Consider the following 14,312-nt stretch of genomic DNA (forward strand, 5'->3'; position numbering starts at 1 on the left):
GGCGCAGCCGCCACCGGGCAAAAACTACGACCTGCGAAACGCCATCAGCGTCACCACAATCCCCACCACCGCAGAAACTGCACCGGCCAGGAAGACGGACGGGTAGCCAAACGAGGTGGCTAACACCCCGGCCAGCGGCCCGGTGACCCCGTATGAGATATCCTGAAACGCCGCATAGCCGCCCAGCGCCGTGCCGCGCACCTGCGGAGCCACGCGTTTCACCACTTCAACGCCCAGCGCCGGGAAGATCAGCGAGCAGCCGCAGCCGGTCAACGCCGCACCCAGCAGCGCAACGGATGCAGAGGGCGCCTGCCAGAGCAGTACCAGACCCACGGTCTCAATGACAAGTGACGCCACGGCCACCTTCACGCCGCCAAAGCGATCCGGCATCCAGCCAAACAGCACGCGCATCAATACAAACGCGCCGCCAAAGGCCGTCAGCGTAAAGCCCGCCATCGCCCAGCCGCGGCTCATGAAATAGAGGGAAACAAAGGTACCAATAACCGCGAAGCCCACCCCCTGAAGCGCCAGCCCAAGCCCCGGCTGCCAGATTTGCCCCACCACGCTCCACAGCGAAGGACGCTCGCCTTTATGGGCGGGCACCTTACGCACCGAACCGTTAAACGCCCACGCCAGCAGCGGCAATACCATGGTGGTGCCTGCCAGCGCCGCAAAACCAAACTGGCTGTGGATCAGCAGCCCCAGCGGTGCGCCTGCCGCCAGCGCGCCGTAAATCGCCATCCCGTTCCAGGACATCACTTTTCCGGAACGCGCAGGCCCCACCAGCCCCATTCCCCAGGTAAGGGTGCCGGTCAGCAGCTGGCTTTCGCCAAAGCCGAGGATCAGACGCCCTGCCACCAGCAGCGCGAATTTATACGCTGCATCTATCGGCAACAGCGCCGCCAGCAGCCAGGCTCCCCCCGCCAGCCCGCAGGCAAACATGCCCTGCAACGCCGAGCGTTTTGCGCCGTGCTGATCCGCCAGGCGACCGGCGTAGCCCCGGGTTAATACCGTCGCTAAAAACTGAATGCCCACCGCAATACCGACCATGGTGTTGCCATAGCCCAGCTCCTGGTGAACGAACAAGGGGATCACCGGCAGCGGCAGGCCAACGGTCATATAGGTCAGAAACACCGCAAAGGCGATGCGGAAAAGGGAAAGGTTCCCGGAAGGAGCGCTCTTCTCAGGGGTAACAGCCTTCATGCATAACTCCGTGTTCAGGCATAAAAAAAGGGAGCCGCGCGGCTCCCTTCTACTATACCTTCAAACGCTTACGCTTTCAGCTTACGCATCACCAGCGTGGCGTTGGTGCCGCCGAAACCGAAGCTGTTGGACATAACGGTCGTCAGCTCACGTTCGGTGGTTTCGGTCACGATGTTCAGGCCAGCCGCCTGCTCGTCCATCTCTTCGATGTTGATGCTTGGCGCGATAAAGCCGTTTTCCAGCATCAGCAGAGAGTAGATCGCTTCCTGCACGCCCGCCGCTCCCAGAGAGTGACCGGTCATGGCTTTGGTTGCAGAGATAGCCGGGCTATTGTCGCCGAACACTTCACGGATCGCACCCAGCTCTTTCACGTCGCCTACCGGCGTTGAGGTGCCGTGGGAGTTCAGGTAGTCGATTGGAGTATCAACACCGTGCATCGCCATCTTCATGCAGCGCACCGCGCCTTCACCGGATGGAGCAACCATGTCAGCGCCGTCAGACGTTGCGCCGTAGCCCACGATCTCAGCATAGATGTGCGCGCCACGCGCCAGCGCGTGTTCCAGCTCTTCAACCACAACCATACCGCCGCCGCCAGCGATAACAAAACCGTCGCGGTGTGCGTCATAAGTACGGGACGCTTTGTCTGGCGTTTCGTTGTATTTGGTGGACAGTGCGCCCATCGCGTCGAACTCACAGGCCATTTCCCAGCCCAGCTCTTCGCCGCCGCCAGCAAATACGATGTCCTGTTTGCCCAGCTGGATCTGCTCAACCGCATTACCGATACAGTGTGCGGAGGTCGCACATGCAGAGCTGATGGAGTAGTTCACACCGTGGATTTTGAACGGCGTTGCCAAGCACGCGGAAACCGCTGACCCCATGGCTTTGGTCACAACATATGGACCGACCGCTTTCAGGCCGCGCGGGCTGCGCATGGCGTCAGCACCGAACACCTGAGCTTTAGAGGAACCGCCGGAGCCTGCAATCAGGCCCACGCGTGGGTTGTTCTGGTAAGCGTCTTCGCTCAGACCAGAATCCTTGATCGCTTCCTGCATGGAAAGATAGGCGTAGATAGAGGCATCGTTCATGAAACGAACCACTTTACGGTCAATTAAACCGGTGGTGTCCAGTTTAACGTTACCCCATACGTGGCTACGCATTCCAGAATCTTTAAACTCTTCAGAGAAAGTGATCCCGGAGCGTCCTTCACGCAGAGATGCCAGGACTTCCTGCTGGTTATTACCGATGCTGGAAACGATGCCCAGGCCAGTAATCACTGCACGTTTCATTCAATACCTCTGTAAGTCGCACTATAAAAAGTTTCGAGTCGCACAATAGCGTACACTTGTACGCCGAACAAGTCCGATCAGCCATTTTCTGTGGAAATTTGCACCGATGGGCTCACATCGCTAAGATCGTGCCACTGCCTGTCGGACGAGTAACTTACGTGAAACAAAACGCCATACAACCTGCCAACCTCGAATTCAACGCTGAGGGTACACCTGTTTCCCGAGATTTTGATGACGTCTACTTTTCTAATGATAACGGACTGGAAGAGACGCGCTATGTCTTCCTCGAAGGAAATCATCTCAGCACCCGCTTCCCTGAGCATCCGCGCAGCCTGTTTGTCGTAGCGGAGAGCGGTTTCGGCACCGGGCTGAATTTTCTGACCCTCTGGCAGGCGTTCGACCAGTTTCGCACTGCACACCCCGAGGCTACCTTACAAAGATTACATTTCATCAGTTTCGAAAAATTTCCGCTTACCGCGCACGATCTGCGGCTTGCCCATCAGCGCTGGCCGGAGCTTACCCACTGGGCGGAACAGCTTCAGGCCCAGTGGCCTCCGGCTATCGGTGGCTGTCATCGTCTGATTCTGGACGACGGACGCGTCACGCTCGACCTGTGGCTTGGCGACATTAGCGACCTGACCGATAAGCTCGATGACTCAATGAATCAGAAGGTGGACGCCTGGTTCCTGGATGGTTTTGCGCCCGCCAAAAACCCGGACATGTGGAGCCCGCACCTGTTCAGCGCCATGGCACGTCTGGCGCGCCCGGGCGCGACGCTTGCCACCTTCACCTCGGCGGGATTTGTTCGCCGTGGGTTGCAGGAGGCGGGGTTTACCATGCGGAAAACCAAAGGCTTTGGCCGCAAACGCGACATGCTGGTCGGGGTGATGGAACAGGATCTGGCGATCCCGGCGCAGGCCCCCTGGTTTGCCCGTCGCGCCAGCACCTCGCGTGAGGTCGCCATTGTGGGCGGGGGTATCGCCAGCGCCCTGCTCTCGCTGGCGCTGCTGCACCGTGGCTGGCAGGTGACGCTCTACTGCGCTGACGAGGCGCCGGCGACGGGCGCATCAGGCAACCGTCAGGGCGCGCTTTATCCCTTATTAAGTTCACACGATCCGGCACTGTTCCAGTTCTTCCCGGCGGCGTTTACGTTTGCTCGCCGCCTTTACGATAGCCTGCCGGTTGCGTTCGACCACAACTGGTGCGGCGTGACGCAGCTCGGCTGGGACGAGAAGAGCCAGCAGAAAATCACACAAATGCTGTCGCTGGGTCTGCCGGAGGCCATCGCCCATGCAGTGACGGCACAGCAGGTTGCTGAGACCGCTGGCGTCGACACCGGCTGCGGGGGTATTCAGTATCCACTCGGCGGCTGGCTGTGTCCGGCTGAACTGACTTCTGCGGCGATAGCCCTCGGGCAGTCGCGTGGGTTGACAGTGCATTATGCCCATAAGGTTCAATCGCTAAGCCGCACTGCGCACTGGAAACTGCGTTTCGCTGACGGCAAAGAGGTCCAGCATGCCAGCGTTGTGCTGGCCAACGGGCATCATATCAGCCAGTTTACCCAGACAGCGTCATTGCCGGTTTATCCAGTTGGCGGCCAGGTGAGCCATATCCCAACCGCCCCCCAACTGAGCAAGCTGCGTCAGGTGCTGTGTTACGACGGCTACCTGACGCCGCAAAATCCGTCCAACGGCCATCACTGCATCGGTGCCAGCTACCATCGCGGTGAAACAGATATGCAGTACAGCGAAGCGGATCAGCAGCAAAACCGCCAGCGCCTGCTCGACTGTTTCCCGGATGCGTCGTGGGCAAAAGAGGTGAATGTCAGTGAGGGTCAGGCGCGCTGCGGCGTACGCTGCGCGACCCGCGATCACCTGCCGATGGCGGGAAACGTGCCGGACTATGACGCCACGCTTGAAGTCTATCAGGATCTTGCTGACAACAAAGAAACGGCGGTAAGCGCGCCCGTTCATCCCGAGCTGTTTATGCTGGGTGGCTTAGGCTCGCGGGGATTATGCTCCGCGCCGCTGCTGGCTGAAGCGTTAGCCGCGCAAATGAGCGACGAGCCGGTTCCGCTGGACAGGGTTACGCTCGCGGGGCTGAATCCAAACCGACTGTGGGTGCGGAAATTGCTGAAGGGGAAAATGGTCAAGTAGGGTGCGGTCTGGTGCCCTTACCCCGGCCCTCTCCCTGTGGGAGAGGGTGGTGATACACTTACTTCGCTTTCGCCTGCTGGAACAAATTGTCCCACATGCCCAGCACTAAAGACTGGTCGCGCGGAGAGAGTTCCCCGGCCAGAATGGCTTTTTCCAGGCTGCGAGTGACTTCCGCGTGAACGGCGTCGGCAGAGTGATCGTCCCCGGCTTCCAGCGCGGCTACAGCCAGCGTCAGGTGACCACGCAGATAACCGCTGGCGAACAGCTCATCATCACTGGCGTGTTCCACCATGTCATCAATTAACGCCAGAATGCGTGATTCAAATTCTGCGATCATCTTCTTTCCTCTGTTAAAGATCTTCCGGCCAAGGGAAGCATTCCGCCGTGATCTCCGGCGTGTGGTAATAATTCTGTAAAGCCTCGATCAGGCGTGCCGGACGTGCCGGGATGCCTTTCTCAAGATAATCCATCACCTGCGCATGAACGCGGCGCTGGAAGACGATACGGTCTGGCTCGAAGTCGCCTTCGAGGTTGTCACAACTTACGTTGAACGGGAAACCCGCCGCTACGCAGAACAGCCATTCCAGCGCCTGAGGTTTCACCTCCACATCTTCGAACTGCCCCTGGGTGGCGGCGTCGCGCCCGTCCGGGCAGTACCAGTAACCAAAGTCCACCAGCTCGCGACGCGCTTTCCCGGCGATACACCAGTGCGAAATTTCGTGCAAACCGCTGGCGTAAAAGCCGTGGGCAAAGGTGATGCGGTTATACGGAACCTCGTCATCAGCAGGAAGATAGATCGGTTCGTCGTCGCCTTTAATCAGACGGGTATTAAAATCATCAGCAAAACAGCTATCGAAGATCTCAATCAGCTGTTCGTAGTTATGCGTACTGTTCATTAGTTCATCCCCAACCAGGTGAGGATCTCCTGTCCATGGCTGTCATAAAGAAGTTTGGCGCTCATTACCGCCGAGACGACAACAATCATCGGGCGGATCAGCTTTTGTCCTTTGCTTAATACCAGACGCGAGCCTGCGCGCGCGCCCAAAAACTGCCCTGCCATCATCACAAACCCGGTTGCCCAGATAACCTTGCCGCCAATGATAAACAGCAGCAGACCGCCAACGTTGGAGGTCGCGTTGAGGACTTTGGCGTGGGCGGTGGATTTGGCGAGGTTGAATCCGGCCAGCGTCACGAATGCCAGCGCATAAAACGAACCTGCCCCCGGGCCAAAGAAGCCATCGTAAAAACCGACGCAGCCACCGGCAATCAGCGCAAACGGCAGGCCGTGAAGACGACGCTGTCGATCTTCTTCCCCGAGCTTTGGCATCAGCAGGAAATAGAGGCCGATACAGATAACCAGCAGCGGCAGGATCTGGCGCAGAATGTCGGACTGTACGTGCTGGACCAGCAGCGCACCCGCCGTTGAGCCAATAAACGTCATCAGGATATTGAGCTTCTGATCGGCGAGATTCACCACTTTGCGCCGGATGAAATAGAGCGACGAGGAGAGCGAACCGCCGCATGCCTGGAGTTTGTTGGTGGCAAGCGCCTGGGCAGGGCTCATGCCTGCCGCCAGCAGCGCCGGAACGGTGAGCAACCCGCCGCCGCCCGCCAGGGCATCGATAAATCCGGCTAACATCGCAACAAAAAAGAGCACCGCCAGCAGCAGCGGTGACACCATGAACAGATCGACGAAATTATCCATTAAAGTACATGCTCATCCAGTAGCGCCTGGCAGGAAGGCGGCAACGGAGGCGGTGTCTTCTTCTCAGGCTTAGAGGTTCCAGGCTTGGCCGGTTCAAACCAGCTTTGCAGTTCGTAACCACAACCATCGCCAGGCGGTGGCAGCGGCTGATCTTCACATTCCAGGCTGTTCGCCGGACAGCGCAGGCGAACATGCATATGCGCCCGGTGCTGGAACCACGGGCGCACTTTACGCAACCAGTCGCGATCCGTTCCCGCATCCAGGCAAAGCTGCTGCTTGATGGCCGGATTAACAAAGATCCGCGTGACGTCGTTATCCTCTGCCGCCAGCTTAATCATGCTGGAAATTTCCGGCGACCAGCGCGAGGCGACGACCCGTTTACCGTCGGCCGAGACCAGATCCAGCGCCTGCGGTTTCAGCAGCTGCGCTGAGCTCCAGCGCGTTTTCGGCAATTGCAGGAAGATATCCACATCCAGTCCGGTCTGGTGGCTGGCGTGACCGCCGTTGAAGCGACCACCGGCAGGCATCCCCATATCGCCAATCAGCATCGTCCCCAGCCCCAGGTTATGCACCTGGTTGCCAAGACGCTGAATAAACAGCAGCAGGTCAGGATGGCCGAAATAACGGCGCTGATCGGTACGCATCACCTGATAAGTGTCCGACTGCAACGGCAGCGCCTGCGCACCGACAATACACCCGTTGGAGAAAGCGCCAATGGACTGCGCGCTCCCCGCTACCGGGTGGGTGATTTTCTGCCACGGCGTAGCGGCCAGGCTTGCTCCACTGGCCAGCAGCGCCAGCAGAGCGATTGCGGTTTTTTTCATAGTTACCAGCGTGGAATGGTGGTCGTCACATCCGCATTCTGCGCGCGCTGGCGCAGGAAGTGATCCATCAGCACGATCGCCAGCATCGCTTCTGCGATCGGCACCGCGCGGATCCCCACGCACGGATCGTGACGCCCTTTGGTGATCATCTCAACTTCATCGCCAGCGCGGTTAATCGTGTGGCCCGGGACGGTAATGCTGGACGTTGGCTTCAGCGCGATATTGGCAATAATTTGCTGCCCACTGCTGATGCCGCCCAGAATGCCGCCCGCATGGTTGCTCTGGAAACCCGCCTTCGTGATTTCGTCGCGGTTCTGGCTGCCGCGAAGCTTGACCACGTCAAAACCGTCGCCGATTTCAACGCCTTTCACCGCGTTGATGCTCATCAGCGCGTGGGCGATGTCGGCGTCAAGGCGGTCAAATACCGGCTCGCCCCAGCCAGCCGGCACGCCGTCGGCCACCACGGTGACTTTCGCACCAATGGAGTCGCCCTCTTTTTTCAGGCCACGCATCAGCTCGTCCAGCGCGTCCAGCTTGTCGGCATCGGCGCAGAAGAACGGGTTGAGCTCTACCTGATCCCAGTCTTTGATTGCCAGCGGAATGTCGCCCATCTGGGTCAGACAGCCGCGGATAACGATGCCGAATTTCTGCTGGAGATATTTTTTGGCAATTGCCCCTGCCGCCACGCGCATCGCGGTTTCACGCGCGGAAGAACGTCCGCCGCCGCGATAGTCGCGAAAGCCATATTTTTGTTCGTAGGTATAGTCGGCGTGACCAGGACGGAAAACGTCCTTAATCGCGCCGTAGTCCTGAGAACGCTGATCGGTGTTTTCAATCAGCAGACCAATGCTGGTTCCTGTGGTACGGCCTTCAAATACGCCGGAGAGAATTTTGACCTGGTCCGGCTCGCGACGCTGCGTGGTGTAGCGAGAGGTACCCGGACGACGACGGTCAAGGTCATGCTGTAAATCGGCTTCGGTCAGTTCGATGCCTGGCGGGACGCCATCAACGATACAACCCAGTGCCAGACCGTGCGACTCGCCAAAGGTGGTCACACGGAATACCTGTCCAATACTGTTTCCTGCCATCACGGCTCCGATGTTGTTGTTTGTGTTTGAGCGTTGTGAAACGGGCCGAAGCCCGCTGGATTAATCTTTGTAAATGCTGAAGTATTCGCGTGCATCAAGCAGCTGCGCCTTGGTCAGCATAAAGACGCCGTCACCGCCGTTGTCGAACTCAAGCCAGGTGAACGGCACATCCGGGTACTGCTCTATCAGATGTACCATGCTGTTGCCTACTTCACAAATCAGAACGCCGTCGTCGGTCAGATAATCCGGCGCGCAGGCCAGGATGCGGCGGGTCAGCTTCAGCCCGTCAGAGCCTGACGCCAGGCCCAGCTCCGGCTCGTGACGGTACTCGTTCGGCAGGTCGGACATATCTTCTGCATCCACGTACGGCGGATTGGTGACGATCAGGTCGTATTGCAGCGTCGGCAGGTCGCGGAACAGGTCAGAGCGGATAGGCGTGACGTGATGAATCAGCCCGTGCTCTTCAATGTTGTGTTCGGTGACGGCCAGCGCGTCGGTGGAGATATCGACGGCGTCCACTTCCGCTTCCGGGAAGGCGTACGCGCAGGCAATGGCGATGCAGCCGCTGCCGGTGCACATATCAAGAATGTGCTGCGGCTGATGGTTAATCAGGCCGTCAAAATGGTTGTTGATCAGCTCGCCAATCGGCGAACGCGGCACCAGCACCCGCTCATCAACATAGAATTCGTGGCCGCAGAACCAGGCTTTGTTGGTCAGGTAAGCCACCGGAATGCGCTCGTTTACGCGACGGATCACGCGCTCAACGATGCGGTGTTTTTCACTGGAGGTCAGGCGCGCGGTGCGCATGTCTTCCGGAATATCCAGCGGCAGGTAGAGAGACGGCAGCACCAGCTGCACGGCCTCATCCCACGGGTTGTCGGTACCGTGTCCGTACCAGATATTGGCGGCGCTGAAGCGGCTAACCGACCAGCGCAACATGTCCTGTATGGTATGCAGCTCGTTTACTGCTTCATCGACAAAAATTTTATCCACTCTTTCCTCCAGGGCATGCTCGCATAATTTTCGGCGGCTAGTTTGCCATGAAGACGGCGATAAATCAGCAATGACGCGTACCGCTTGAGGTTAAAAAATGCGTTTAGTCGGGTACACTATCGGAAATACGAGATGAGAATGACGAATGAAAAAGAAAACATCGCTCAGCGAGGAGGATCAGGCTCTCTTCCGCCAGCTGATGACCGGGACGCGTCAAATCACGCACGACACCATTGTCCATCGCCCGCAGCGTAAAAAAGTCAGCGAGGTACCGGTCAAACGGTTGCTCCAGGAGCAGGCCGATAACAGCCACTATTTTTCAGATGAGTTTCAGCCGCTGCTAAATACGCAGGGTGCGGTGAAATACGTGCGCGAAGACGTCAGCCATTTTGAACTGAAAAAATTACGCCGGGGAGATTATTCGCCGGAGCTGTTCCTCGATCTGCATGGGTTGACCCAGATGCAGGCGAAACAGGAGCTGGGGGCGTTGATCGCGGCATGTCGTCGCGAGCATGTTTTTTGCGCCTGCGTGATGCACGGCCACGGCAAACATATTCTTAAGCAACAGACACCGCTGTGGCTGGCTCAGCATCCACACGTGATGGCTTTTCATCAGGCGCCAAAAGAGTACGGCGGAGATGCCGCATTGCTGGTATTGATTGAGGTGGAGGAGTGGCAGCCGCCAGAATTGCCCTGACAGGATGGCGGGAGGCACGCTGCACCCCGCCATATCGCACGTCACGTCAGATGGCTTTTGCCATCTTCAGGTTGCACGGACTCATTTGCCAGTTAAAGACCCCTTTGCCGGTTTCGTCGAGGGTGACGTTGGCAATGGCGGACGTTGTGAACATCGGTGGCGTTTCGCCCGGGCACAGCTCAGATACCAGATAGCCGACCAGCGGCAGGTGGGAAATGACCAGTGCGGAAGCGACACCTTCATTGCACAGCGCCTGAAGGTATGCACTGACAAGGCCAACATCGCCACACGGCGTGAGTTCAGGGAGAACATCCACACTGGATGGCAGGTTCATACACTCCCCTACCACATCCAGCGTCTGTTCTGCCCGCAGGAACGGACTCACCAGAACGCGTTCAATGTCCACTTTTTGACCTTTAAGCCATGTCGCCATCTGACGGGATTCGTCGCAGCCACAGACGGTTAAAGGACGTACTGAGTCACTGGCGGCATCGAGTGCCGCGTCGCCGTGACGCATGATAAAAACTTGCATATTGCACCGCTTTTGTTAACCAGAATCACCGGCGTTAACTACCCGCGATTAATGCTCTGAGGTAGAAAACCCGATGGCCGGGCATTGTGCCTGATCCATTCGGTGAATGAAACGCTGTTTTTTACCTCAATGGCGTAAGTATAGTCAATCTCTGTTTACAATTTCGCCAGAACAGGTTCCATCACCTCAGGATTTACCCTTCTTTGACTTCAGTTTACGCAATCAGTTTCCCTTGCGGGCCAGAATGTCTGACCCCGTTCCGCCATCTGCAATAATTCGTCACAAGGTGTAAACCGTGGACCATATTGCGAGGCCAGACGTTGCAGGATCGCAACCACTTCACCCGCCCCGAGGGTATCCATATACCGGAACGGACCGCCAAGGAATGGCGGAAAACCGATACCAAACACGGCGCCGATATCGCCGTCCCGCGCGCTTTTGATCACCTGCTCACCAAAGCAGCGCGCCGCTTCATTGAGCATCATCATCACGCAGCGCTCAGCACACTGAACCGCCGACAGTTTTCCCTGACCCGTGACAGGAATAAGCGCATAAACCGAAGGGTCGACCTGTTTCTTGCTTTTACGCCCTTTCACGGCGTAAAGATAGAAACCGCGTTCATTTTTTCTGCCTTTGCGATCGTCCTTCAAAATTGCGGAAACAAAGTTTGCAGGCGGCGCAAAACGATCGCCATAAGCCGCTTCCAGCACAGGGATAATTTTAGTCCCCGTATCAATTCCTACCTCATCCAAAAGTTGGATTGGGCCGACGGGGAAGCCAAACTTCACCAGGGCGTCATCGACGTGCTCAATTTTCTCCCCTTCCGTCAGCAACCGCATCGCTTCGTTAATGTACGGCGCCAGAATGCGGTTGACGTAGAAGCCGGCTTTGTCCGCGACCACAATCGGGGTTTTGCCCTGTTTTTTCGCCAGCTTCACCACGGTGGCAATAGTTTGCGGGCTGGTTGTGGCATGCGGGATAACCTCCACCAGCGGCATTTTTTCGACAGGGCTGAAATAGTGCAGCCCTATCACCTGCTCCGGGCGCACGGCTTTCGCAGCGATGTCGCCGATCGGCAAAGACGAGGTGTTTGATGCGAAAATGGTGTGCGGCGCGCAATGCTGTTCAACGTCCGCCACCATCTGCTGCTTAAGGGCGAGATCTTCGAACACGGCTTCAATCACCAGATCGCGGTGTGCAAACCCACTGTAGTCGGTGGCGCCAGTGATCATCGAGAGGGTTTTATCACGCTCACAGGCCTTGATATGGCGGCGCTTCACTTTGCGATCAAGATTCTGCCAGCTGTACTGCAACGCGTGGTTGATACCCTTTGGGTTGATATCTTTGATACGTACGGGCAATTTGCCTTTGCTGGCGGTGACAAATGCGATGCCGCCGCCCATCAGCCCACCACCCAGAACGCCAACGGCACGCAGCGGAGCCGGTTCAGCTTCACTGCCCGGATCTTTTTTAACCTCCGTGCTGGCAAAGAAAATGCCGCGCAGCGCCTGCGACTGCGGCGTCATCGCCAGCTCGCCAAAGGCTTTCGCTTCCGCAGCATAACCGCTGCTGCTGCCCTGCGATAAACCGGTTTCAATCACCTTCAGAATGCGCGTCGCTGCCGGATAGTTCCCTTTGGTTTTTTGCTCGGTTTTTTTACCCACCATATTGAACAACAGCGTGCGCCCCAGCGGCCCGGCGAGGATACGCTCGCGCACCGGCAGAGGGCGTTTCGCCTGACGACCTTTCAGCGCCCGCTCAACGGCGGCCTCAAGCAAGATGGCGTGCGGAACGACCTCATCAACCAGACCCGCCTTTAACGCCTGACGGGCGCGCAGCTGTTTACCGGTTAAAATCATCTCCAGCGCCGTACTGACGCCCACCAGACGCGGCAGGCGCTGCGTGCCACCTGAACCGGGCAGCAATCCAAGCTGTACCTCCGGCAGTCCGAGTACGGTTTTCGCATCGTCGGTACAAATTCGGCTGTGACAGGCCAGCGCCAGCTCAAGCCCACCGCCCAGGCAGGCCCCGTGGATCGCAGCGACAACGGGTATCGACAGCGCATGGATCTCCGCCATTACCTGCTGCCCCTGACGGGCCAGGTCTTCTGCTTCCTGAGCGCTTTTCGCCCGGGCAATCATGTTGATATCGGCCCCGGCAATAAAGTTATCCGGCTTTGCCGAGATAAATACCAGGCCACGTATCGCTTTGTTTTCGCGGATCTGTCTGAGCATCGCACGCACCTGAACGCCGAACTCGGCCTTCAGGGTGTTCATCTTTTCGTCGGGTACATCAATGGTGATAACAGCCACGTTATCAAGGCGAACAGCCAGGTTAAATGCAGATGTCGTTTCCATTATTCAGCCTCCAGAACCATTGCTGCACCCAGGCCGCCCGCCGCACAGGCGGTAACGAGACCAAAACCGCCGCCGCGGCGACGCAGCTCGTGCAAAGTCTGGGTTATCATTCTCGCGCCGGTCGCCGCAAATGGATGGCCGTAGGCGATGGATCCGCCAAGCACGTTAAACTTACTCTGATCCACTTCGCCGGTCGCGTGGGCGCGGCCCAGTACATCGCGCGCGAAGCGCTCGCTTGCCAGCAGCTGAATGTTTGCCAGGGTTTGTGCGGCAAAGGCTTCGTGCATATCGATCAGGGTTAAGTCAGCCAGCGTCAACCCCGCACGCTCCAGCGCCAGCGGCGTGGACCAGGCCGGACCGAGCAGCATGTCCTGCCTGACATCAATGGCGGTAAAGGCGTAGCTACGCAAATAGCCCAGCGGTGTTATGCCAAGCTCTTTCGCCCGGGATTCCGTCATCAGGATCACGGCGGCGGCACCGTCCGTCAGTGGCGTACTGTTGGCCGCCGTAACGGTGCCATGTTTACGATCAAACGCCGGGCGCAGTTTTGCGTAATCCTCCAGCGTCGAGGTGCCACGGATATTGTTATCTTCCACCAGCGGTTCGCGGAAAGGCGGGATGTAAGCCGTCATCACCTCGTCGGCAAGTTTGCCTTCCGACCAGGCCTTCGCAGCGAGCTGATGCGAGCGATGCGCCAGTGCATCCTGCTGTTCGCGGGTAATACCGTAGGTTTTTGCCATCTGCTCGGCAGTGTCGCCCATACGCAGGCCGGTGGAGTATTCAGCAACGGCAGGTGGCACGGGCATGAGGTCGCGCAGACGTAAACGCGAGAAGAGTTTGAGCTTCGCACCGGTGGTCCGGGCTTTGTTGGCATCCACGAGGATGCGGGCCAGCTGTTTGCTCACACCGATGGGCAGCACGGATGAGGAATCCGCGCCGCCGGCGATCCCCGCGCGAATGGTCCCCGCCATCAGGCTTTCCGCCACGTTCGCCACCGCCTGGAAACTGGTGGCGCAGGCGCGGCTGACGCTGTATGCGTCGGTGTGAACATTCATGCCGGTGCCCAGCACGATTTCACGTGCGATATTGGGCGCTTCCGGCATTTGCACCACCTGGCCGAAAACCAGTTGCTCAATAACCTCTGGCGGGATCTCGCTGCGAGCCAGCATCTCCCCCACCACCATTTTTCCCAGTTCGACAGCCGGTATACCGTGAAACGCGGTTGCCTGACGCGCAAACGGCGTACGTAACCCGCTGACAATGGCAATGCGGTCACCGTGTCGGGTGATAAGCGGTAATGCCTGACTCATAACACTCCCCTGTAAAAAAATTTTGCGCACACATTAAGTGGTCTGACCTGATAATAGTCTTAACTATTTTTTTACATTGAGCCAATCGGGGAAGCCAAAAATTGCGAGCTAAGGCACAGAGAAGAAAAAGAAAATGCCCCTGCATGGCAGAGGCATTTGTG

13 protein-coding genes are annotated in these 14,312 nt (G+C 58.0%); 2 read left to right on the plus strand and 11 right to left on the minus strand.

Features of this window, described 5'->3' with window-relative positions; genetic code table 11:
• Positions 1–24 precede the first annotated feature (24 nt).
• Positions 25–1,203 carry an MFS transporter gene (locus tag IM290_RS15535; protein ID WP_193042323.1) on the minus strand — a complete coding sequence of 393 codons (1,179 nt, stop codon included), beginning with the start codon at positions 1,201–1,203 and terminating at the stop codon, positions 25–27.
• Positions 1,204–1,271: 68 nt separating this feature from the next.
• Positions 1,272–2,489: a beta-ketoacyl-ACP synthase I gene (gene fabB / locus IM290_RS15540; protein ID WP_017383449.1), complete on the minus strand. Its 1,218-nt coding sequence runs from the start codon at positions 2,487–2,489 to the stop codon at positions 1,272–1,274.
• A gap of 158 nt (positions 2,490–2,647) precedes the next feature.
• Here fabB and mnmC point away from each other — a divergent pair, with 158 nt between their 5' ends.
• Positions 2,648–4,645, plus strand: coding sequence for a bifunctional tRNA (5-methylaminomethyl-2-thiouridine)(34)-methyltransferase MnmD/FAD-dependent 5-carboxymethylaminomethyl-2-thiouridine(34) oxidoreductase MnmC (gene mnmC / locus IM290_RS15545; protein WP_193042324.1), 1,998 nt, complete (start codon positions 2,648–2,650; stop codon positions 4,643–4,645).
• Positions 4,646–4,703: 58 nt separating this feature from the next.
• On the opposite strand, the gene IM290_RS15550 is transcribed toward mnmC, so the two are convergent.
• The 6 genes from IM290_RS15550 to prmB are packed head-to-tail and all read right to left on the minus strand — an operon-like array spanning position 4,704 to position 9,255.
• Positions 4,704–4,982, minus strand: coding sequence for a YfcL family protein (locus IM290_RS15550; RefSeq protein ID WP_017383451.1), 279 nt, complete (start codon positions 4,980–4,982; stop codon positions 4,704–4,706).
• A gap of 13 nt (positions 4,983–4,995) precedes the next feature.
• Positions 4,996–5,541, minus strand: a complete 546-nt coding sequence (locus IM290_RS15555; RefSeq protein ID WP_193042325.1) for an elongation factor P hydroxylase — start codon at positions 5,539–5,541, stop codon at positions 4,996–4,998.
• Positions 5,541–6,350 (minus strand): sulfite exporter TauE/SafE family protein, encoded by an 810-nt coding sequence (locus IM290_RS15560; RefSeq protein WP_003861386.1) that lies wholly within the window; start codon positions 6,348–6,350, stop codon positions 5,541–5,543. Before IM290_RS15560 ends, IM290_RS15555 begins: the two co-directional genes overlap by 1 nt.
• Positions 6,350–7,174, minus strand: a complete 825-nt coding sequence (gene mepA, locus IM290_RS15565; protein WP_017692986.1) for a penicillin-insensitive murein endopeptidase — start codon at positions 7,172–7,174, stop codon at positions 6,350–6,352. Before mepA ends, IM290_RS15560 begins: the two co-directional genes overlap by 1 nt.
• Before the next feature lie 2 nt (positions 7,175–7,176).
• Positions 7,177–8,262: a chorismate synthase gene (gene aroC / locus IM290_RS15570; protein ID WP_003861383.1), complete on the minus strand. Its 1,086-nt coding sequence runs from the start codon at positions 8,260–8,262 to the stop codon at positions 7,177–7,179.
• 60 nt (positions 8,263–8,322) lie between these two features.
• Complete coding sequence (gene prmB, locus IM290_RS15575) at positions 8,323–9,255, minus strand: 50S ribosomal protein L3 N(5)-glutamine methyltransferase (protein ID WP_003861381.1); 933 nt, start codon at positions 9,253–9,255, stop codon at positions 8,323–8,325.
• Positions 9,256–9,400: 145 nt separating this feature from the next.
• On the opposite strand from prmB, the gene smrB reads away from it, so the two are divergent.
• Positions 9,401–9,952: an endonuclease SmrB gene (smrB, locus tag IM290_RS15580; RefSeq protein WP_015572246.1), complete on the plus strand. Its 552-nt coding sequence runs from the start codon at positions 9,401–9,403 to the stop codon at positions 9,950–9,952.
• Between the two features lie 46 nt (positions 9,953–9,998).
• On the opposite strand, the gene sixA is transcribed toward smrB, so the two are convergent.
• The 3 genes from sixA to fadI all read right to left on the minus strand — a co-directional run bounded on the left by sixA (position 9,999) and on the right by fadI (position 14,151).
• On the minus strand, positions 9,999–10,484 hold the full coding sequence (sixA, locus tag IM290_RS15585; RefSeq protein ID WP_003861375.1) for a phosphohistidine phosphatase SixA: 486 nt from the start codon (positions 10,482–10,484) through the stop codon (positions 9,999–10,001).
• 209 nt (positions 10,485–10,693) lie between these two features.
• Positions 10,694–12,841 carry a fatty acid oxidation complex subunit alpha FadJ gene (fadJ, locus tag IM290_RS15590; protein ID WP_193042326.1) on the minus strand — a complete coding sequence of 716 codons (2,148 nt, stop codon included), beginning with the start codon at positions 12,839–12,841 and terminating at the stop codon, positions 10,694–10,696.
• The gene (gene fadI / locus IM290_RS15595) at positions 12,841–14,151 is read right to left on the minus strand and encodes an acetyl-CoA C-acyltransferase FadI (RefSeq protein WP_193042327.1); all 1,311 of its coding nucleotides are present in this window, start codon (positions 14,149–14,151) and stop codon (positions 12,841–12,843) included. Before fadI ends, fadJ begins: the two co-directional genes overlap by 1 nt.
• Positions 14,152–14,312: the final 161 nt, after the last annotated feature.

The sequence above is a fragment of the Enterobacter cloacae complex sp. S1 genome, from assembly GCF_014930525.1.
GTDB lineage: Bacteria > Pseudomonadota > Gammaproteobacteria > Enterobacterales > Enterobacteriaceae > Enterobacter > Enterobacter hormaechei_C.

What these genes read in the sequence shown, in the direction of transcription:
- IM290_RS15535 (WP_193042323.1), bottom strand. Translation starts at nt 1,203, where the DNA reads ATGAAGGCTGTTACCCCTGAGAAGAGCGCTCCTTCCGGGAACCTTTCC.
- aroC (WP_003861383.1), bottom strand. Translation starts at nt 8,262, where the DNA reads ATGGCAGGAAACAGTATTGGACAGGTATTCCGTGTGACCACCTTTGGC.
- IM290_RS15560 (WP_003861386.1), bottom strand. Translation starts at nt 6,350, where the DNA reads ATGGATAATTTCGTCGATCTGTTCATGGTGTCACCGCTGCTGCTGGCG.
- sixA (WP_003861375.1), bottom strand. Translation starts at nt 10,484, where the DNA reads ATGCAAGTTTTTATCATGCGTCACGGCGACGCGGCACTCGATGCCGCC.
- smrB (WP_015572246.1), top strand. Translation starts at nt 9,401, where the DNA reads ATGAAAAAGAAAACATCGCTCAGCGAGGAGGATCAGGCTCTCTTCCGC.
- IM290_RS15550 (WP_017383451.1), bottom strand. Translation starts at nt 4,982, where the DNA reads ATGATCGCAGAATTTGAATCACGCATTCTGGCGTTAATTGATGACATG.
- IM290_RS15555 (WP_193042325.1), bottom strand. Translation starts at nt 5,541, where the DNA reads ATGAACAGTACGCATAACTACGAACAGCTGATTGAGATCTTCGATAGC.
- fadJ (WP_193042326.1), bottom strand. Translation starts at nt 12,841, where the DNA reads ATGGAAACGACATCTGCATTTAACCTGGCTGTTCGCCTTGATAACGTG.
- fabB (WP_017383449.1), bottom strand. Translation starts at nt 2,489, where the DNA reads ATGAAACGTGCAGTGATTACTGGCCTGGGCATCGTTTCCAGCATCGGT.
- fadI (WP_193042327.1), bottom strand. Translation starts at nt 14,151, where the DNA reads ATGAGTCAGGCATTACCGCTTATCACCCGACACGGTGACCGCATTGCC.
- mepA (WP_017692986.1), bottom strand. Translation starts at nt 7,174, where the DNA reads ATGAAAAAAACCGCAATCGCTCTGCTGGCGCTGCTGGCCAGTGGAGCA.